We start from the raw sequence: 19,493 nt of genomic DNA, 5'->3' as shown, positions 1-19,493 counted from the left end.
AGCAATTCCAAATTCAAAACTTTGACAACTCGCTGAATCAGACTGGAGGATAAGGAAACACCTCGTGGGAGCACGGTGATGGAATCATTGCCTTTAAGTTTTGGGGTGTTGTTAGGCTATCTGCATCAAGCCATCAGTCGGATTGAAGACCCAAGGCAAGCGAGTAACGGCACCCGCTACAGCGTGAGTGACGCAATCTTGGCAGCGTTTAGCGTGTTTTTCATGCAGTGCGAGTCTTTCCTGGAGCACCAACGGCAAATGCAGAGTCGGCAGGGCAAGGATAACGCTCAAACATTGTTTGGGTTAGCTCAAATTCCGAGTACACCGCAAATCCGCAATATTTTGGATCACCTGGCTGCACCTGTCCTAACGGGTGTGTTTGAGCAGGTGTATCGAGGTTTGAGGCAAGGGGGATACTTGCAGGCATACCACTGCTTGGGAGGGCATTTGTTAGTCACCTTAGACGGGACGCAATATTTCAGTTCGCAGAAAATTCAGTGTCAGCAGTGTTCAACTCGAACGCATAAAAATGGGCGTGTGACCTATTTTCATAGCGCGATTCTACCCGTGATTGTCGCTCCTGGTCAGTCGCAGGTGATTGCCTTAGCCCCCGAATTTATCAGTCCGCAAGATGGGTCTGTGAAACAAGACTGCGAAGTGGTGGCGGCTAAACGCTGGATGCAGACCCATGCGGGGCAATTTGCCCAACACCCAATAACGCTGCTTGGGGATGACCTCTATAGTCGTCAACCGATGGTTCAGCAGTGTATAGAGCTTGGCATAAACTTCATTTTTACCGCTCTACCCGACTCTCACCCTGCCCTGTACGAGCGCTTGCACGTGCTTGAGGTTTTGGGGGCGCTCGAGACCCTAGAAATCCGGCAATGCCACCAGCGCACTCCAGCGATTTATCACTACCGCTATGCCAATCTCGTGCCGATTCGGGACACTCAACCCGCCTTGCTGGTCAATTGGTGCGAACTGGTCGTTACCCGGGAACACGACGCTCAGGTGCTCTACCACAATGCCTTCATCACCCACCATCGCTTGGGTCATACCACCGTTGCCTCAGTGGTCGCTGCTGGTAGAAGTCGGTGGAAGACCGAAAACGAAAATCACAATGTCCTCAAAACCAAGGGGTACCATCTCGAACACAACTTTGGGCATGGGCAACAGCATTTAGCCAACTTTTTGCTCACGCTCAATCTCCTGGCTTTCCTGTTCCATACAGTGCTTCATCTAGTGGACACGTCTTATCAGAAAATTCGCCACCAACGGGGCACTCGCAAGGGTTTCTTTCAAGACATCCTCAGCCTGACTAAGTATTTGCTATTCAATAGTTGGCAGCATCTAATTGACTTTATGCTCTCCGATGCAGACCCCTCTCCTATCACTGATTCCTCTTAAATTTTTGAATTTGGAATTGCTGTAGCGGCAGTCTCTACCATCCCCGGCGTGACCCGTTCGCGATCGCCCGTCTGGTGGCTGCCCTGGAAGGTTTGGGACTGGTGAGCTACATTGCCGTGACCAGTTCCTATAGTGGCGGTCTGCATCTCTATTTTCCGTTTGAACGAGCGCAGAAGTCCTATGAACTCGCGGCAGCGGTGCAAGCCCTATTGGAGAACGCGGGCTTTGTGTGCTCTCCCGGTCAACTTGAACTGTTTCCCAACGATCGCGGTTTCGTCGATGGCAAGCCTACGCTCTATGCAGCGCATCGGTTGCCGCTTCAGTTAGGTTCTTATCTACTCAATCGTGATTGGCAGCCAATCTTTAGCACTCAAGCGGAGTTTGTGCATCAGTGGCGGTTTTGTCTACGTCGAAACCCAGTCACCTCTAAAGCGATCAGGCAGACACTGAGGGCGACAAAACGGCGGCGATTTAGTCTATCGGGCAAGGTGGACAAGTTCTTGAATGATTTGAATGCGGAGATTGAACCGGGCTGGAGTGGGACGGGGCAAACCAATCGGATTCTGGGACGAATTGCGTTAAGAACGTACATCTTTGCCAAGATTCTCTATGGCGTTGGCTTGGAGGGTAAGGCGCTGGTGGAGAAGATGGTGGAGATTGCCACGTCTCTACCGGGTTATCGGGATTATTGCCAGCATCAGCATGAGATCCGGCAGCGGGCGGAGGAGTGGGCACAGTCGGTTGAAACAACAACCCGCTATTTCCCATACAAGGGGCGGAGGGGTAAACCGGATCGGTCTCCCAAACCAGCGGAGATTTCAACCTGGCATGAGCAGCAGTTGGAGGATGCCAGGGGGCGGATTAAACGGGCGATCGCTCAAATGCTGGAGTCAAATACGCTGCCGATTGGGGCGACGGCGAGGTTTAGTGCGTTAACCCAAAGCGGTATTGGGGGGGCGACGCTCTATAGGCATAAGGATTTATGGCATCCCGAATACTTGATGCCTGTGGACTTCGGCATGAAGAGTTCGGCTGAGGCTCACTCGAAGTCCGCTCAGTCGAACGATAACCCCCCGCACCCCCCAGAATTGGACATTGAGCGCGAGGGGGACGCGCCAAAGTGTCCAAGCTTATTAGCACATAAGTCCAGTAATGTGCCATCTGGCAAGCATTTGAGTGGTGCAAAAGACTCGAATACTAAAGCAATAAGTAGTAATACTCAAGAGAAACAGGAGGGGGTTGAGTTTGTCAAGCAGAAACTAGCTGAGATTGAAGAGGTGCAGGCGTATAAACGGGCGGCTCAATTGGAGGCTTGGCAGCAGTATGGACAGCAGGGAGGACAATTGACTCCTTCTCCGGCTCATGTGGACAAGATGCGGCGGTGGTTGGAGTCGGGGGATGCCATTCTGGTGGCGGAAGCGGAGGTGTTTTTTGGCTTGATGCAGGGATTTGTAAAGTAGTTTGTGTCAAGAGAGAAAGATTACAGAGGAAACCTCCCTTCAAACTGGCTTAGTTTTAGCAACGGAAAAATTTTGGTCGTTAAGGAGATCAGTCCTGCCAGAAGTCATTGAAACGGTCTGGTGACAACTCCGTGTAGCGCACTGTGTGCTGAATGTTCTTATGTCCCAGGTAGTGCTGAATAGATCGTGTGTCATGCCCGTCATTGACTAACTTATAGCCACACCCATGCCGCAGCATGTGGGGATGAACTGGAAACGTAAGAGACGAATGACTGCCAATACGACTGAGCAACTTACGAAACCCAGCAGCAGTCATAGGGCTACCCCGTTCTGTAACGAAGAGATAGGGGAATGTCTCGGACTCTCGTTGCAACTTCCGCAATGCTCGTAGTTCTGGAGCATGTAAGGGATGAACACTGGGAATGCCATGCTTCAGTCGTCTAACGTGCAACAGTCCTGCCTCTAGATCGACCTGGTTCCATCGCAATGAACACAGTTCTGATACTCGCAAGCCATGTCGATAAGCCAGAAGGATCATGGTGGCATCTCGGTGCCCATAGCGCCCATACGTTTTCGCGACCGCAATTAACTCTTCCACTTCTTTAGGTGTGAGATATTCACGCGGTCGCTTTTGAGCATTGGGAAGATGTCTCGGTGGAACTGTCCCATTTTCGATAGTTGGCATCTCTAGTCTCGACCTCGCAAACTCGGCTTTTTCAGGCAGTTTTAGGAATAGACTGTCCCATTTACAAACCATAATGGGACAGTTTGTCCTCTTTGAACCATGCCTGTCCAGTTCCTATCGCAAGCAGATCATGACCAATTGAATCGCTTTCCTCAAGAAATCAGCCATGAGGAATTAAACAGTTTCTTTTTACTCTCTTCTGCTGACCATCAGGAAATTGATTCTATTCGAGGAAATCACAACCGTTTAGGATTTTCACTACAACTGGGTTGCTTAAGGTATCTAGGTTTTTTCCCAGACGATCTCTTGCAAATTCCTCAAGTTGTTGTGGAGTACGTCGCTCAACAGTTAGCGATTGTAGCGGAACTCTTGGCATTTTACGGCAAACGCACCAGCACCCAACGCCACCACCAACGGCAAATTCAAAAACTGGCAGGGTATCGTCGAGCCACGACTGCCGATATTGTAAAGCTAGAGCAGTGGCTTTTGCAAAGAGCTTTGGAGCATGACAAGCCCACGTTATTGTTCACAATGGCGTGTGAATTCCTGAAGCAGAACAAGATTATCCGCATCGGCACCACTCGCTTGGCACATAAGGTCTCTAAGGCAAGGCACGAGGCTCAAAATACAATCTATCAAAGTTTGCAATCGTTACTGACCAAGGATTGTTGCTTGGTTCTGGACAAGTTACTGAAGGTGGATGACGATCTGGGGCGAACCCCCTTGTCCTGGTTGCAGAGAACTCCCACTGGAGACAACCCCAAACAAATCCTGGAAACCCTTGATAAGATTGCCTTCTTGCAACAGCACCAAGTCAATCAGTGGAAGCTGACCCAACTCAACCCTAACCGTATCAACCACTTGGCAAGAATTGGAGCCAGAGCAACCAATCAATATCTGCAACGTGCAAATGAAGCCAAACGATATCCCATCTTGGCTGCGTTCCTCAAGCAATCTCTCTACAACTTTACCGATGACTTGATTGAGATGGTAGACCAACGAATTTGGAAGTTGTACGGTGAGGCAAAGCGGCACTTTGAACAAGACCGGTTGAAAGCGACTGCAACGATTAACGAGAAACTTCAGACTCTGTATGATTTGGGACAGATTCTGCTCAACCCAGAGGTAGAAGACCATACCATCCGCGCGAAGACATTTGAACAGATTAGTCAGATACAATTACAAACGGCACTTGAAGAAGCAAAACAGCTCATTCGTCCACAGAATGATGCGTATGTAGACTACTTTGGGAAGTCATATCAACGGGTACGGCACTTCTCCAGTCGCTTTCTGGCAACGCTTCAATTCCAATCTGGTCAGGAGGGTCAAGGATTACTGAAGGCGCTTCAATTGGTGCGAGAGATCCATGCAGGAATTCGCCGCAAAGTGCCGGATGACGCACCTACCGGATTCGTACCGGAGGCATGGCTGTCCTACGTGGTGCAACCCGACGGGATAGATCGTCGCTACTACGAGCTGGCTGCTCTGTGGATGCTGCGGCAGGAATTACGTTCTGGAGCAATTTACCTGACCCATAGCCGTCGATTTAGTGAATTAGAGAGCTACTTCATTCCCCAAGAGAAGTGGGTTGTCCAACGTGATCAGACAGTAAACCTCCTGGGAACACCCCTTGAGGCTCAAGCGCGTTTGGCAGAACGGGAAACCGAATTGTTCTCCTTAATGGATGCGGTAGAAACCTTACTGAATGACCCAGATGGAGATTTGCGAGAAGAAAAGGGCGAACTGGTATTGTCACCGATTGAAGCTCAGGAACGATCTGCTGAATTGAAGCAACTGGCTCAGGCGATCTCAACCCGTTTACCTCAACTCGACATTACAGACTTGCTGATTGAGGTTGATGGCTGGACAGGCTTCTCAGATGCATTCAAACACCTCGGCGGATCATCCCATCGAGACAATCACCTGTTGCTGCATCTATATGGCTGTCTCTTGGCACAAGCCTGCAACCTAGAATTAAAGCAACTGGCAACGTCTGCGGCACTGTCCTATCCTCATTTGAGTTGGTGCAACACCTGGTATATTCGTGAAGACACGTTGCGGGAAGCCAATGATGCACTGGTGAACTACCACTACCGCCAACCCTTAAGTCAACTCTGGGGTGGTGGGACGTTGTCTTCATCGGATGGGCAACGATTCCCAGTTAAAGGGTCGGTGCGGCAGGGGCGGGCAGTTCCGCGCTATTTCGGCTATGGCAAAGGCATTACATTTTATAGCTGGACCAGTGATCAATTCTCGCAGTATGGCTCTAAAGCAGTGCCAACGACGGTTAGAGATGCCACCTACGTCCTTGACGAGATTCTGAATAACGAAACTGAACTGCCGATTCTGGAGCATACTACTGACACCGCAGGATACACCGAAGTCGTCTTCGCCTTGTTTGATTTATTAGGTTTACAATTCTCCCCCCGCATTCGCGATTTGGCAGACCAGCAGCTTTACCGCACCAGTGCTGTTAATTTGGAAAACTACCCTAACCTCAAAAGCCATCTCTCCAACGTCATCAATCAAGAACGGATTGTTCAGCATTGGGATGATATGTTGCGGTTAGCAGGGTCACTCAAACAGGGATGGGTAACGGCTTCGCTGATTATGCAAAAATTGCAGGCGTTCCCACGCAAACATCCCTTGACACGGGCACTGCAGGAGTATGGCAGGTTGATCAAGACCATTCACATTCTGCGTTGGTATGCCGACGAGACCAATCGTCGCAGACTCAATCGCCAGCTCAACAAAGGGGAAGCACTACATAGCCTGCGCTCTCATCTGTGTTATGCCAATCAGGGAGAAATCCGAGGGCAGCAGGATGAACAACTACACAATCAGGTTGGCTGCCTGAATTTAGTAACGAATGCGGTGATCGTCTGGAACTCGGTTTACATCGAGAAGGTGGTTCAACAGTTGAAGCAAGAGGGGCAATTTCCAGGGGATGAAGAGTTGAAACATATCTGGCCCACTCGATATGCTCACATCAATGTTTATGGACGGTATCACTTTAACCAGGAGCAGGTTGGCAAGAAACAGCAACTCCGAGAGCTACGCCAGCCTGGGCTTCAGTCTTAACGACCAAAATTTTTCCGTTGCTAAAACTAAGCCTACTTGGAGTCATCAATGTGGCGATGATGAATATCCGCCAACTGTCGCCGATCAAACTCGCTCAGTGAGCGGGCAATCTGGCTAGGACCAATGTTACAACCGTAGCAGAAGGTTGTTGCCAGGTAACGGGCGGCGGGTTGTTTGAGCTTGGCATCATAGCCAGAGATCGGCTTAAACGAGCGAGTCCAATGCAGCCACAGTTCAGTGTCAGTGAGGACATCGAGCAAATTGACTGGGGTCAGGCGTTCACTGATCAGGGCTTTGAGTTTTGCTAATCCCTTCGGTGGTTGCGGCTTGCGGCGATGGATCACCAGTCGATCTTTTTTGTACTCCACCTCGGTATTAGCAGGGAACGCCTGGTCGGTCGTCTGAATCTGCAATGCCAATTCCTGTTGGACATGGCTGACAAACGCTTGTCCGTCCACTGGTAGGTTCACTAATTGCCCGTAGTCCGCCACCGTTGCGTGGTAGTCTTCCCAGGAGATCAACTGACTGTAGTAGTCACCATAGGCATCACTCCCTTCGACATAAAGGTCGCCCGATTTCAATTCCAATCGGACTTGTGAAAAGACGCATGCCTCAAAGTGGCGACGATGGATTTGGCTGGGGTAAGGGGTGCGATGCCGTTGCCCAGTCACCAAAAACCACCATTTGCCCTCAATCCAACTGAGATCTAGTAGTGGCACCCCATGTTCTTCGGGTGTCCCCGTCGCTTCTTTTTTGACTGTGGCAACCCAGGGACTCCGACCCGTGCGCTGAGATTGGATAAAAGCAACGGCTTCTATCAGACTGTCATCTTGTGTGCTAGAGCGCAGCGGCAGGATCTCCAGCAACCGAAACAGGGTTGCCCGATGGCTTTTATAAAATTTTTGGAATAAGGGAAAGTGGTTATTCCCTTCATAGGTCAAATGGGCTGCGCATTGCTCCAAAAGGGTTTGACTGTGTTCTCCAACGACGGTGGCGATCGCAGCAAAGCGTTGCGGCATATCACCTTCACTTTGATAAGCCAGCACCAAATCGCGCAAGGTGGCAATCAGTTCATCTGTGTTTGCCTGCTTTACAACTCGATATTGGGTCAGGGCTGCTTTACTACGATGGTGCAGTTGTTGCATCTGCTTGATAAACATCTCCGTCAAGTCATCGAGCACCCGGGCGTACTGTTGGTTGAGCAGGGTGATCGCGAGGGTGTAGCGTTTTGCCACTGGCAATTCTTTCATCCCACTGGCATCTAGGGTTTGGGCCTCAGCCGCAAAATGTCGCAGTTTACTATCGGGGATATACTGGTGCGCGGTCTTTCCTAAACGTAAGGAAGCTAACCCCTTGAGGCGATCAATCAACACCTGTAAATGAGTCAGGGTGGGTCTACCGGGGTCTTGTTTCAATCGATGCCAGGGCGTTGTGTGAGTGACTGCCTCCGCTTCAAAGAGTTGATCAATTTGCCCACACTCTGCCTGGGTAAGGCTGTTCATAACCTGCTGGTACAGTGCCTGAGTCACGTGATTGCGAGCTTGCCGAGAGGCTTTCAGCAGGGTGCTGAAGGCAGGTAACTCAAATCGTTGACGAACTAATCCTTCAATTGCCACATTAATTAAGTCCACCAAGTCGTGTTTAGTCCGTGCTGCATCCGCCATGACTTCGTTCATCTGTTGTCGGGCAGTCTGACCAAAAACTTGCAGGTTCAAATATTGTCGAATGATGGTCAGATGCCGCTTGCGGCTAGTCGAAGCATCATAGGCAGATAAGGTATCGGTACGGAGTTTTAGCTCGGCAGTCGTTGCAATATGGCGGATAATATTTATCGGTACATCCGCAACAGGGACCGCATACCCTAGGCGCTGAAAGGTTTTTACCAGTACCAGAAACCCCACCTGCGATTGCTGGTTCTTGGTGACTCGACTCGACAGCAACAACTCTTCTGGACTGGGTGTGTAGATGGAGGTCAACTCTTTGGAACTTAAGCTACTTTTCAAGCGTGGGTAGGCGGTATCTTGGGGACTGGGCATACAAACTCCTCACATTCTGCAAACAAGCAAGTTGGAGGGTAGCAGACAACCATTGATAAGTTCTACTGAAGGTGAAAAAAACGTACTACAAGTGGAGTGGACTTGTTCTGGACTGATTCATTTCCAGAACCTGATACTACAAGCGTAATCTTGCAGGTTTTAAGCACTCCAAAGTCCGATCTCATCGTTGACTCATTGCCTCCCACGCAATCAGTGTTCACCAAAAACAAGATGAGCAGAAGTTATCAATCAAGCACCGCCACTATCCCCTCGCAGCAGATTCTGTTCATCAATTGGGTCTAAAATTGGCAAGATCACAGTCTGGACCTTCCACCAAGAAAAGGTTTCAGCCGATGTGGTACTTAATTGCCAGGAACGGTGTCATACCCCTGCAATGCTCTCAATGTGACTCCTGCCAAAATGAAGCAAAATGCTGCATTCGCTTTCATTGTGGGCAATTTGGGCAATACGGTTTTGAAGAATGGAATATCAAATACCCACCCCAGAATGACAAGCGCACCAATCAGAATCACAGCGAGGCTAAGTTTCTTGGAGAGCGATCGCAGAAACACGATCAAAGCAATGGATGATTGAGAGGCAGTGGGTTCTGTCATAGGAGTCAAGGGCGGGTAAAAGAGCCGGAACAAAATCTGCGTTTGCAAGCCCTTCGAGCATTCAGGAAGAGCGGTTGGGGCGAGGGCAGTTGAGTTTGGTTCGTCAATCAGGCAAGCCAGTCAAACTGAAGCAAGCGCTTCCAGGAGAGGGCAAGCCCCATAGTTTCGACGGTAGCTTGCGATATCTTCAGCTACCACAGTCAAAAGGTTGTAGTTTAATGCAATTGGAGGCATTTTTGCCCAGCAGGTGCGGCAAAACCAGTAACGTTCGTGATTGCGAATGTGGCGCAGCATTTGATTAGAACAGCAGGGGCAATTTGTCATAGAATTCACCACTCCTTGAAGAACCTGTTAATAACTGGGATACCGCGTCGATGCGTTGACAGGTTCAATCACACTCACAGCATCAACACTTTGAGCGTAGGTAAAGAAAGTAATGGACTTATAATGTCGTGATGTTTTTTATGAGAACGAAACAATCCGACATGCTTCGCAATGGTTCAACCCTGGAAGAAGTCGGAAAGCTCAGAAATCAGAGGTCTCCGATCGCTTGTATCTGAGTCACAACGTAGAGCGGTTGACCGGAACTGTCGCGTACCAGGGATGGATTGATCGATAGCCGCAGGCTGCGATCGCCCTTGCCACAAAACCGCAGTTCAAGTTGGCAGTGAGTCATCTCATTTTCTAATAGCTGCTGAAAGCACTGCTGCCACTGCTCTCCATCGGCTGGATGAATGAGAGCCGTTACCGTTGCGGTCAGCAACTCAGATTCCGTATAGCCCAACAGTTGGCACAGTGCCGGATTCACCTTCAGCCAGCGATCGTCCAACCCGACAAAGCCAAACCCGATCGTCAGGCGATCGAAGGCATGGCGGAACTGTGCCTCGCTCTCGCGCAACACCTCTCTGGCGTATTGAATCTGCCGATTGCGCTCTGCCAGTTGCCGTTGCTGCTGCCGAATCATCAATTGATGCTTGATTCGCGCCAACACCTCTTCTGCCTGAAAGGGCTTGGTGATATAATCGGCTCCGCCCACCGCAAAGGCTTTCATTTTGTCGGCGGTGTCATCCAGAGCGCTGAGGAAAATCACCGGAATTTGGCGGGCGTTTTCGCTGGCTTTGAGGGTCGCGCAGACTTCATAGCCGTTCATTCCGGGCATTTTGACATCCAACAGAATTAAGTCGGGGGGTTGGCTGGAGATCGCCTCTAAGGCAATTTCCCCGCTGATTGCTTTACGAACTTTGTAGTTTTGTCCATCCAAAATGGCAGAAAGGGCGCGTAAATTGTCGGGCTGATCATCCACTAACAACAGGTTGGCATGAGTGGTGGAGATTGGCTGTTGCAGGCTGGTAGCAGCGATCGCAGATTTCATAGGCATCTTCACCTGGGGTTGGGAAGTCGTACCCGGTTGCAGCCGTGTCTGTTTTTGATAACGCAAGCGTTCTAGCCGACTGACCACCCGCGTCACCAGTTCCGGTCCGACAATTGGCTGACTGACAAAATCATCCACGCCGATCGCAAATATTTTTTGCACCGATTTGGCATCGGTATGAGTCGTCATCGCCAAAATTGGCAAATCCCCCCAGGCAGCATCCTGCCGGATTTTCTGGCATAGCTCAATGCCGTTAAACGTCTGCATTTCCAAATTCAGAATCAGGAGATCTGGAGTTGCCGCCAGCAAAACCTGCCGAAACTGCTCTGGTTGACTGAGGCTAATCACCTCCAGTCCCCAGGGTCGCAGCACATAGCTGATCGCCTCCAGCGTTGCCCGATCGTCATCCACAATCATCACCCTGGCAAATTGACCAGAGCCAGAATCCGCCGTTTGTTGTGCGGGTGTCTTGTCTAAGGTGAAAGAATTTTGCTGAGGCGGAGCCTTGAGTCGGTAGCCCAAGCCATACACTGTTTCAATCAGATCTACGGTCATCCCAGCCGCTTTCAGCTTTTGCCGCAATTCTTTGATATGATTGGTGACCGTGCCTTCGATCGGCAAAACATCTGATGACCAGATGAGATCGAGGATAGCGCTGCGGCTAAACACCCGTTGGGGATTTCCCAGCACCAGTTCCAATAAACCATATTCTTTGGGTGTAAGCGCCAGCAGTTGCCCTTGATAGGTGACGATCGCCGTAGCCGGGTTGAGCCGCAACTCGCCCCACCCGATTTCAGCCGGAACCAGCGTCAGATCTTTGCGCCGCAATAGGGCACGCACCCGTGCCATCAACTCCACCAGGGCAAACGGCTTGATCACATAATCATCGGCTCCGGCATCTAAGCCCAGGGCAATATTGGCACTGGTATCGCTTTCAGTTAAGAGGAGGATTGGAGTGTGATCGCCCTTAGCCCGCAGTTGACGACACAAACTGATGCCATCCAACTGGGGTAATGAAACATCCGAAATAATCAGGTTATAGGTGTAAGTAGTGGCTAGATCGAACCCCGTTTGACCCTCGCTTGCCACCTCAACCGTGTGAGCATAGCTGGTCAGCGTTTTTGAGAGCAAAGTCCGAACCGCTTCATCATCGTCTATAACCAGGATCTTCATGGCGATCGTTAAGGGGATTAATCAAGTCCAGACGACATCCAGGTCTTCGATCCTGTCAGGGGTGTGACTCGCCAAGGCATCAGGCGGTTGGTAAGCGCAGTGACAATTTCGCCCCTCAGCTTTGGCGCGATACAGCGCTCGATCCGCTGCTGCAATCAGATCCTCTGGAACCGATTCAAGGGTTGGAACGAACGTGGCAATGCCCATACTCAGGGTAACAACATTACTCACCTGAGACCGCTCATGAAGAATGTTTAAGTTTGCCAGCGTTACCTGAATGTGCCTTGCCACACACACTGCCCCCTCTGTCGTTGTATTGGGCAAGATGACCGCAAACTCTTCGCCACCATAGCGAGCCGCCAAGTCTGCCGGACGACGAATGCTCTGATCAATGGCTTGAGCCAACTGTTTCAGGCAATCATCTCCTGCCAGATGCCCATAGCGATCGTTGTAGAGCTTAAAAAAGTCAATGTCACACAAAATCAGGGATAGCGGAGCCTGTTCTCGCCGCAGCCGCTGCCATTCCTGAGCTAAAACGTGATCAAAACAGCGACGATTGGCAATCTGAGTTAACCCATCACTGTTAGCTAACCGCTCCAATGCTTGATTTGCTTGTCGCAGGGCTGCCTCTGCCTGCTGCCGCTCCCGAATCTCCTGTTGCAGTTGCCACTTTTGCGATCGCAGCGTCAGTTGTTGCTTGACTCGTACCAACACCTCTTCCGCCGCAAACGGCTTTGTAATATAGTCTGCACCCCCAACGGTAAACGCCTTCACTTTCTCAGCTGTACTGTCCACACCACTGAGAAAAATCACCGGAATCTCACAGGTCTGGGGAAAAGACTTCAACGCCAAACAGACCTCATAGCCATCTATTTGCGGCATTTTTACATCCAACAAAATTAAATCAGGCGGCAGAGCCTGGGCAGATTCCATCGCTGTGCTTCCATCTAACGCCTTTCTGACCTTGTATCCTTGCTCACTCAAAATAGATGCCAGTACCCGCAAATTGTCGAGTTGGTCATCCACAATCAGCAAACTCTCAGTACATTGCGCCATTGATCCCTTCTTTAGGAAAAGCCCGATGTTCCAGGATGACCTTTCAAGGCTCAACATCTAAACCGTTAATTCACTGGCATCTCGTGAATTTCTTTAAAGTCTTAACAGAAAGTCCGTAATTATCTCTCAGTAACTTCAACCAAAAGTATTTCCCCATCCCAATGCCGGAATTTCTGATTCCTATATTGGTGAGCTAATCTGGGTTGTGAAAGCGGCTTCTCCGCTCACAAACGATACGGTAAACCTAGCGGTGGCGTTATTGGACCAGCGGGCGCATCCATGCAGAAAGTTACGGTTTCGATGTATCAGGAAACTTAGAGCTGACCATGTAACCTGATTTTGATTTCTTGATGAGTTTTCTTGTGCTAATCAAGACCTCATTGTGGCAAAAAGCTCGGCACAAAGAAAACGGTCGTTTTTCTTGTTGTTGACTTCACGGGAAATGAAAGCCTTGTCGGATAAAGATTCCAGCCTAAACCGTAACTTTCTGCTCAAATGCGCCCGCTGGTCCAAGCGGTACGGCAAACTCGTTCAATCTCTGTTGGAGAAAAGGAAATCGCGCATGAAACTGGTCACCAGAAACATCACGGCATTGATTCTTTGTTTTTGCTGCATTATGGGAGTGATTGTTGCGGGGAGATCTGTTGCCGTCATCCCTAGTAGTGATGCTGGCAAAATGTTGAGGGTGCGCCCTTATGATATTGGGCGTTGTATGGCTGAGATCGCTCCCCAGGAAAGAGATAAAGGTGTTGTAATTCAGGATGAGCAAACGCTGAAATCACTACGTTGGAATTCACCTGAATGTAGAACGAATACAGCGACCCAGATCGATTTTGCAAAGTGGATGTTGATCGGGCGAGACTTCATCATCCCAGGCGGATGTTCGAGCGGCGGTATGCTTTTGCCGTCAGTGTGACGCAGGATGACCGTCGCCGCCTATACCCACACCGTAACGAGTGGCATTGGATCTTGTGCGGGGCAGTCTACCCATCAAATTTGGTTACTGGTTCCCAAGTTGCCATCGGGGTATCGCGTTGAGTTTCAGAGACTCAAACAACCTGGTTTACTCATTACCTGCGGCTATGATGATATCTGAATGGATACTGGTTTATTTGCCACGGGTCTGACAACCTACCCAAAATCCCCTTGAACTTCATGCTTCTGATAACTGGGTATTATGATCGGGCAATTAATCAGCTTTTCTGATTGGACTAACTTCACTGCCCAAAAAGGCTGAAAGCCAATAAACTCGTAGACTAATTGCTTGTTGCGCAATTAATCAAGCCACTCTATTGATTGGTATACAAGGCTTTCAGAATCAGTCCAGACTTTTGGACTAAACTTGGACTAACACCCTGTTTTTACTCTTCTGTTTTTTGAAGTGGAGAAGGGGAAATGGGTCACAAGTTAACCTGATTAATCGCGATGAAAAATTTTCACATTGCCGCGAAAATTCCACCCGATCATTATACTGCCCTGCAACTGATTCAAGATGCGACCGGGCAAACTCAATCTGAAGTGCTGAGAGAAGCGATCTCGCTCTATTTGAAAAAGGCAAAAGCGGTCACTGTGCGGTCATGCTTGGAAGTGTTGAAAGAAAAGGTTATCGCTTAACTGCTTTATTCATATTTTAGCAAATGAGTTTTCTATACTTTATAGGGATTGGACTGAGAGGAACTGGGGAATTACGAAAAACTTATGATTCAGCGCCCGGTACAACCGTCTGAAAGTCCGATTCTGTGGCTCACTGATAAGTTTTTCCTGATTTCGCTGGCGCTGTTTTTGATTGACTAGACGAATTGGCAAAAATACAAATTTTTGAATTGGTAGATTTTTGAATTGGTGAATTTTTGAATTGTTAACAATTCAAAAATAGACATTGGCGGCAATTTGCAATACATTTCAGCAGAGACTACGTTGTGACGACCCATGTTAATAACCTGTACATCTGCCAAAGGTGGAGTTGGTAAAACTACCACAGCAATTCACCTTGCCGCTGTTATGGCAGAAAATGACACCACACTTCTAATTGACGGAGATCCTAATAGATCGTCGATCAAATGGGCACAACGAGGAGAACTGCCTTTTAAGGTGGTTTCCCTGATGGAATCCCCAAAGTACACCAGAAATTTTCAGCACATCATTTTTGATACCCCAGCCCGTCCAAGCAAGGAGGATCTAGATGCATTAGCTGAGGGGTGTGACTTGCTCATCGTTCCTTCGAGTCCTGACATCTTATCGATTGAGGCAACCCTAGAAACGGTTGACTTGCTCAACTCCATAGGATGTAAGCACTATAAATTGATGCTGACCATTGTTCCTCCAGCGCCTAGGAAAACAGGTGAGTTAGCGAGGGATGCCCTAAGCGACTATCCACTACTTAAGCAATCAATCAGGCGCTATGCCGCTTATGAGTCAGCGTCACTACAAGGATGTTTAGTGAGGGATGTAAAGGGAGATCGCAATGCTCGAATTGCCTGGTCAGATTATGTACGTGCGGGAAAGGAGGTCTTTAGTAATGGCTGAGAATCCTTACAAGAAAGCACTATCGGCAAGGAATGAATTGAAGGAAATTGAGCTAGAAGCAGCAATTGAATCGGAGCCAGAACCAATAGTTAAGTTGGAACCAAACCTGGAAGAACCTAAGCCAGAAAGACAATCGCCTAAAAGCGAACCAAAAACACCAGTCAAGAAAAGGGGCAGACCAGCGACAGGAAAAAGATCCGATGATGAATGGATTGGTAGAACCTTCTATGTCAAACGAGACACCGATTTTGATATAGAGGAACTGCTGGTGAAGCTTCGCAGACAAGGGATTGAGATTGATAAATCTGAACTGATGGAAATGCTTCTTGCTGCCTGTGTGAAATGGCATCAAGGCGAAAATTTGGAAATTCACCTTGCTGAAATTTCGCCAATTCAAAAATACAAAAATCTGAAAAGCTGATATTTTCAACTGTTACAACTTATCTTTTTGTATAAAACTAGCCAATCGAGCAGATAGCGTCTGGCGCTCAATACTGGCAAATCTTCAACGGTTTGATTTTCTGGGTGCATCTCAACCATTGCCGAATCATCTCGCACATTTTTCACCGTCCAGATCGCCATCAATTCATTCGCAGAGCGATTGCAGCCGTCTCGCGTGAGAACAACTAGATCGCCTGGTTGAATGGTGGTAGTTCTATTACTTTCATTTGCCCCCTCAGAAATTCGCGATCGCATGTGTGATCCTTTCTGGGTATTGATTCTTCTATATTACGAAGTCCTCACACACAGCTAAAAATAGAGGTGCTGACTCCATAGACCACTCCGAAAAATGCTCAAACTGATCTACTTTTAGACTTCTGTAACAGGATTTTTCCCTGCATCAAAATCGTTCCTATCAAAAACGTGTGTGAGGTAATTTAGAAGGGACTCACACACGTTTTTTCACACAGCAAAGCCGCCCATCTTTGAGCCGCTTTTAGTAAATTGCCAAGTCAAAGTTACGCTGCCATCGGTGGGGGCTGTTGCCGCTCTAGCCATTGCCGCCGCTGTTCTCGCTCATGAGTCAGGCGATCTCTAATCGCCTCGATAATCCACTCGAAATGTTCTTGGAATAGCTTGTTTCCCGATTCCTCCATAATCAGCCAGCCAACGAACCACACGCTTTGTGAATGGCTTAGTCGTGGTTTGCCATGCCGATCTTTGCCATTGGGGTGTAGCTCCTCCGATCTTTGCCGAATCGTTTTTCCACCAGATTGATATCCATGAAAACTCATGCAGCGTTTCACAATGGCAAAAAATTCTGTCTGGGTATCAACAAAGGGAAATAATTTAGTTAGCTTGGGCGATCTCTGAAAATCTGTCCACAGTTCACCAATGCGGACAGAACAATCTCTGAAAAGGGTTTTGTGTGCGACTACACTTTCCCCTTTCTTCACGGCTGCCAACGACTCTAAGTCCAATTCCTGAAAGAGAGTGTCGAATTGCAACTCCTTATAGTGTTGACTGGTATAGGTGGTGAAGCGCCGTTTCACCTGGTCTTGCAGTGCTGCCAAATCTTCACCAGCATTCGCGCCAGTGGCACTCACCCAACGCTTAAGCTTTTCGATGCGGGGACTAGATGCGACAATCGCAAACTCAACTGCACATTCTTTGGACTCTTCGTTAGTGGATGCCCAAAACTCTAAGAGCAGGTTCCAAATTTTTGGATAGCGATCGTGCTGCTCTGCTAGGGCAATATCCCACACCTCAGCATCAGTGCTAGGGGCTTTCTGTTGGCTTTTAAGCCTTTGTCCATTGGCAAGATTGGCACTCAGCTTGAAAACAGCCTCTTCCTGTTTGATAGCTTTGGAATCTGCTCTATGTGTCGAGCGATCGCACTCCACTTCAACAGTTTCCACTGAGCCAAAGAAGTGCAACAGCAATTGCTGTAGATATTCAGAATGAAACGACTTTTCAGTTTCGCGGGTTAAGTCTTGCCATAGCCCCCAGCCGAGAGTTTTAGCGCTGCTTTCGATATCCAGATCGGTGAATGATTGCTGTAATTTTTCACCCATCTTCAACAGCTTGGGGTTGTCGAGTGAATGAACCATGCAGTCAGGGTCAAGCGATCTCCGGGGTGCGGACACTGCCCACTGCTCACACTGACGGCAGCGCCCAATCATTTGGAGGAAGTCCAGCGGACTGATCACGCCGCTGTAAAGTGCTAATCCCCGGTCAAAACGGGTTTGCACATCCAGACCACTTTGAGCAGTGGGGGAGTAAATCAGCACTTGGGCATCGGATTCTGCCAAGGTGCGATCGGGGTCATTCAGCAATCGTTGATTGCTCTCGATCGTTTCGCTCGTGCAGAGTTGTGAAGAGTAGCCCAACTTTCGTAGGAATTGATCGCAGAGTTTGGCATTGAGTTTACTGTCAGTTGCGATCGCAATCCGGTGCCCTTCTGTCACCCATTGACGCAATAAACCGTAGGTAATGCCATCGTGTGACATTGAGATTTTGCCGTCTTTCGTGCGGGTTTCTAACCACTGAATCGGCTTCTGTGATTGGCTAAAGGTTTGATCGTAGATTGCCCTCGTGCTTGGGCGATAGCGAGAAATGATCCGTGCATCGATGTCGCCGAGGAAGGCATCGATTGCGATCAGGGTTTGACTCTCAGATAGCAACCGCTCAAACTCTGGCATGATTTCAGTTTTGCTGAGAACCTCGCGCCGAATGCCTGAGAACTCGTCTATCACCAGAATGGTGTTTTTCCAATCACAGTGCTTCACTGCATAATCTTTCAGCGAATCAGGGCACATGATGTAAATGCCGGGGTGCCCATCCCTCAGCATTTCACGGTATAAACCAGGGTCATCCTGGAAATGGTAGACAGCAGTAAAACCGAGTTTGAGAAGCTTGTGCATCCGCTCTGCGGTTTGGCGTAACAGTCCGTTGCGACCGGAAATCCACACGATTTGTTTATCTTTGTGTGGCACTAAGGATTGGATGACTGCCTCTGTTTTGCCACTGCCCAGCCAGCCACGTAGGAGGATAGTGTTTGTGTCGAGTGACAGCGTTGGGGCATAGCCTTCATAAGTTTCGATAGTGCGACTTGTGGATGGGCTAAGCCTAAAGTCCTTCTGTAAGTTACCCCAGTAATTTTTAAGGAAGTGCTGTCGTCGTTTGGCAATTAAGTGAGCGCGATCGCTTACATCGGAAGGGGCTAGCGGGTTTGCTTTCGAGTAGGCAATCTCCCAAGCTTCAGCGCCAGACTGAACGATTAAATCATCTACGCCCTTGCCCTGTCCTGGCTGCCAACTCGCGATCGCCACTTCACATCCACAATCAATCAACAAACTGCCAAGCCGTGCAAGCGCATGTTGCACAGTTTCGATAGTTGTTGGTTTTGCGTCCTGGTCAAACGCCAATGTGAACCTGCGTCCTGACTTGGCAAATCGGGCAACGTCTTCAGTTAGATAGGGTGCCGTGGCAAAACCATCGCCACACTTGGATAAATAGCCGCCGTGGCATCCTGAAAGCGCGATTGCCACATAGCCCAAAGACAATAAACAGAGCGCTTTCTTGCCGCCTTCAGTGAAGATTATTTGAATTTCTGGATGCTGCTCTAGCCAATCCCAAAATGAACCCTCTAGGGGCACTACTACCCCGTAACGCTTTGCTATTTTCTTGCGGATACTTGCGGGTATGGGGGGCAAAAATGCCCGTGAACCATTGCCTTTAACGGTCTCGTATTTGATTGGCTCTAGCTTCCCTTTCTTCCAGTCAAGACGGGGGAACTCTGGCTTACCCTGCCATAATTCCCCCGTCTCTTGAACGAGTGCTGCTAGACTGCCATAGCTGTGAGGCGGCTTAGTTTGCCACTGGGTAGAAACTTTTAAGTTGAGTGCGTAGTTTGGCTCCCAACGTCCTTCGTCCTCAATGAATGAGATCGCGCTATTAAACAGGTCACGGTCGATCGCGCTGCCGTGAATGAATTGATTTGCGATTCGCTGTTCAAAGGTCTTTTTGATGGGGTCGATCGCGCTCATGACTCACCCCCGCGATCGCGTAGAATCATCGCCCTGTCTACGAGACGACTACTCCATCCTGAGACCCGCGCTTTAGTCTGCCAGCATTGCCAGT

The 19,493-nt window shown here is 49.1% G+C and carries 14 protein-coding genes and 1 pseudogene; 8 read left to right on the top strand and 7 right to left on the bottom strand.

Annotation, left to right across the window (positions count from 1 at the left end; translation table 11 throughout):
* Window positions 1-108: 108 nt before the first annotated feature.
* A pseudogene (locus AC1S5B_RS22205) lies at window positions 109-1,323 on the top strand (ISNCY family transposase); the annotation flags it as partial.
* Between the two features lie 158 nt (window positions 1,324-1,481).
* Window positions 1,482-2,867 (top strand): hypothetical protein, encoded by a 1,386-nt coding sequence (locus AC1S5B_RS22200; protein WP_482037860.1) that lies wholly within the window; start codon window positions 1,482-1,484, stop codon window positions 2,865-2,867.
* An 88-nt stretch (window positions 2,868-2,955) separates the two neighbouring features.
* Here the strand turns inward: AC1S5B_RS22200 and AC1S5B_RS22195 are convergent, their stop codons facing one another.
* Window positions 2,956-3,552, bottom strand: a complete 597-nt coding sequence (locus tag AC1S5B_RS22195; RefSeq protein ID WP_482037859.1) for a tyrosine-type recombinase/integrase — start codon at window positions 3,550-3,552, stop codon at window positions 2,956-2,958.
* A gap of 99 nt (window positions 3,553-3,651) precedes the next feature.
* Between AC1S5B_RS22195 and AC1S5B_RS22190 the strand changes: the two genes are divergently transcribed.
* Window positions 3,652-6,633, top strand: a complete 2,982-nt coding sequence (locus AC1S5B_RS22190) for a Tn3 family transposase (RefSeq protein WP_482037858.1) — start codon at window positions 3,652-3,654, stop codon at window positions 6,631-6,633.
* 32 nt (window positions 6,634-6,665) lie between these two features.
* On the opposite strand, the gene AC1S5B_RS22185 is transcribed toward AC1S5B_RS22190, so the two are convergent.
* From AC1S5B_RS22185 to AC1S5B_RS22170, 4 genes are all read right to left on the bottom strand, one after another.
* Window positions 6,666-8,669, bottom strand: coding sequence for a DUF4158 domain-containing protein (locus AC1S5B_RS22185; protein ID WP_482037857.1), 2,004 nt, complete (start codon window positions 8,667-8,669; stop codon window positions 6,666-6,668).
* A gap of 362 nt (window positions 8,670-9,031) precedes the next feature.
* Window positions 9,032-9,283 (bottom strand): hypothetical protein, encoded by a 252-nt coding sequence (locus tag AC1S5B_RS22180; RefSeq protein ID WP_482037856.1) that lies wholly within the window; start codon window positions 9,281-9,283, stop codon window positions 9,032-9,034.
* Window positions 9,284-9,815: 532 nt separating this feature from the next.
* Window positions 9,816-11,828, bottom strand: coding sequence for a response regulator (locus tag AC1S5B_RS22175; RefSeq protein ID WP_482037855.1), 2,013 nt, complete (start codon window positions 11,826-11,828; stop codon window positions 9,816-9,818).
* 21 nt (window positions 11,829-11,849) lie between these two features.
* Complete coding sequence (locus AC1S5B_RS22170) at window positions 11,850-12,884, bottom strand: diguanylate cyclase domain-containing protein (protein ID WP_482037854.1); 1,035 nt, start codon at window positions 12,882-12,884, stop codon at window positions 11,850-11,852.
* A 382-nt stretch (window positions 12,885-13,266) separates the two neighbouring features.
* Here AC1S5B_RS22170 and AC1S5B_RS22165 point away from each other — a divergent pair, with 382 nt between their 5' ends.
* From AC1S5B_RS22165 to AC1S5B_RS22145, 5 genes are all read left to right on the top strand, one after another.
* Entirely contained in the window at window positions 13,267-13,800 is a 534-nt protein-coding gene (locus AC1S5B_RS22165; protein WP_482037853.1) for a hypothetical protein, read from the top strand.
* A 6-nt stretch (window positions 13,801-13,806) separates the two neighbouring features.
* A complete protein-coding gene (locus AC1S5B_RS22160; RefSeq protein WP_482037852.1) occupies window positions 13,807-13,980 on the top strand; it encodes a hypothetical protein in 174 nt (57 codons plus the stop codon).
* 329 nt (window positions 13,981-14,309) lie between these two features.
* Window positions 14,310-14,498: a hypothetical protein gene (locus tag AC1S5B_RS22155; RefSeq protein WP_482037851.1), complete on the top strand. Its 189-nt coding sequence runs from the start codon at window positions 14,310-14,312 to the stop codon at window positions 14,496-14,498.
* A 315-nt stretch (window positions 14,499-14,813) separates the two neighbouring features.
* Entirely contained in the window at window positions 14,814-15,410 is a 597-nt protein-coding gene (locus tag AC1S5B_RS22150; RefSeq protein ID WP_482037850.1) for a nucleotide-binding protein, read from the top strand.
* Window positions 15,403-15,831: a hypothetical protein gene (locus tag AC1S5B_RS22145; protein ID WP_482037849.1), complete on the top strand. Its 429-nt coding sequence runs from the start codon at window positions 15,403-15,405 to the stop codon at window positions 15,829-15,831. Before AC1S5B_RS22150 ends, AC1S5B_RS22145 begins: the two co-directional genes overlap by 8 nt.
* A 5-nt stretch (window positions 15,832-15,836) precedes the next feature.
* Here the strand turns inward: AC1S5B_RS22145 and AC1S5B_RS22140 are convergent, their stop codons facing one another.
* Both AC1S5B_RS22140 and AC1S5B_RS22135 read right to left on the bottom strand, forming a co-directional pair.
* On the bottom strand, window positions 15,837-16,106 hold the full coding sequence (locus AC1S5B_RS22140; RefSeq protein ID WP_482037848.1) for a hypothetical protein: 270 nt from the start codon (window positions 16,104-16,106) through the stop codon (window positions 15,837-15,839).
* Between the two features lie 263 nt (window positions 16,107-16,369).
* Window positions 16,370-19,399, bottom strand: coding sequence for a DUF3854 domain-containing protein (locus tag AC1S5B_RS22135; protein WP_482037847.1), 3,030 nt, complete (start codon window positions 19,397-19,399; stop codon window positions 16,370-16,372).
* Between the last annotated feature and the right edge of the window lie 94 nt (window positions 19,400-19,493).

Source organism: Leptolyngbya sp. CALU 1928 (assembly GCF_056784215.1).
Note: the sequence above shows the minus strand (reverse complement) of the source record. Positions and strands in the feature narration are given on the sequence as shown.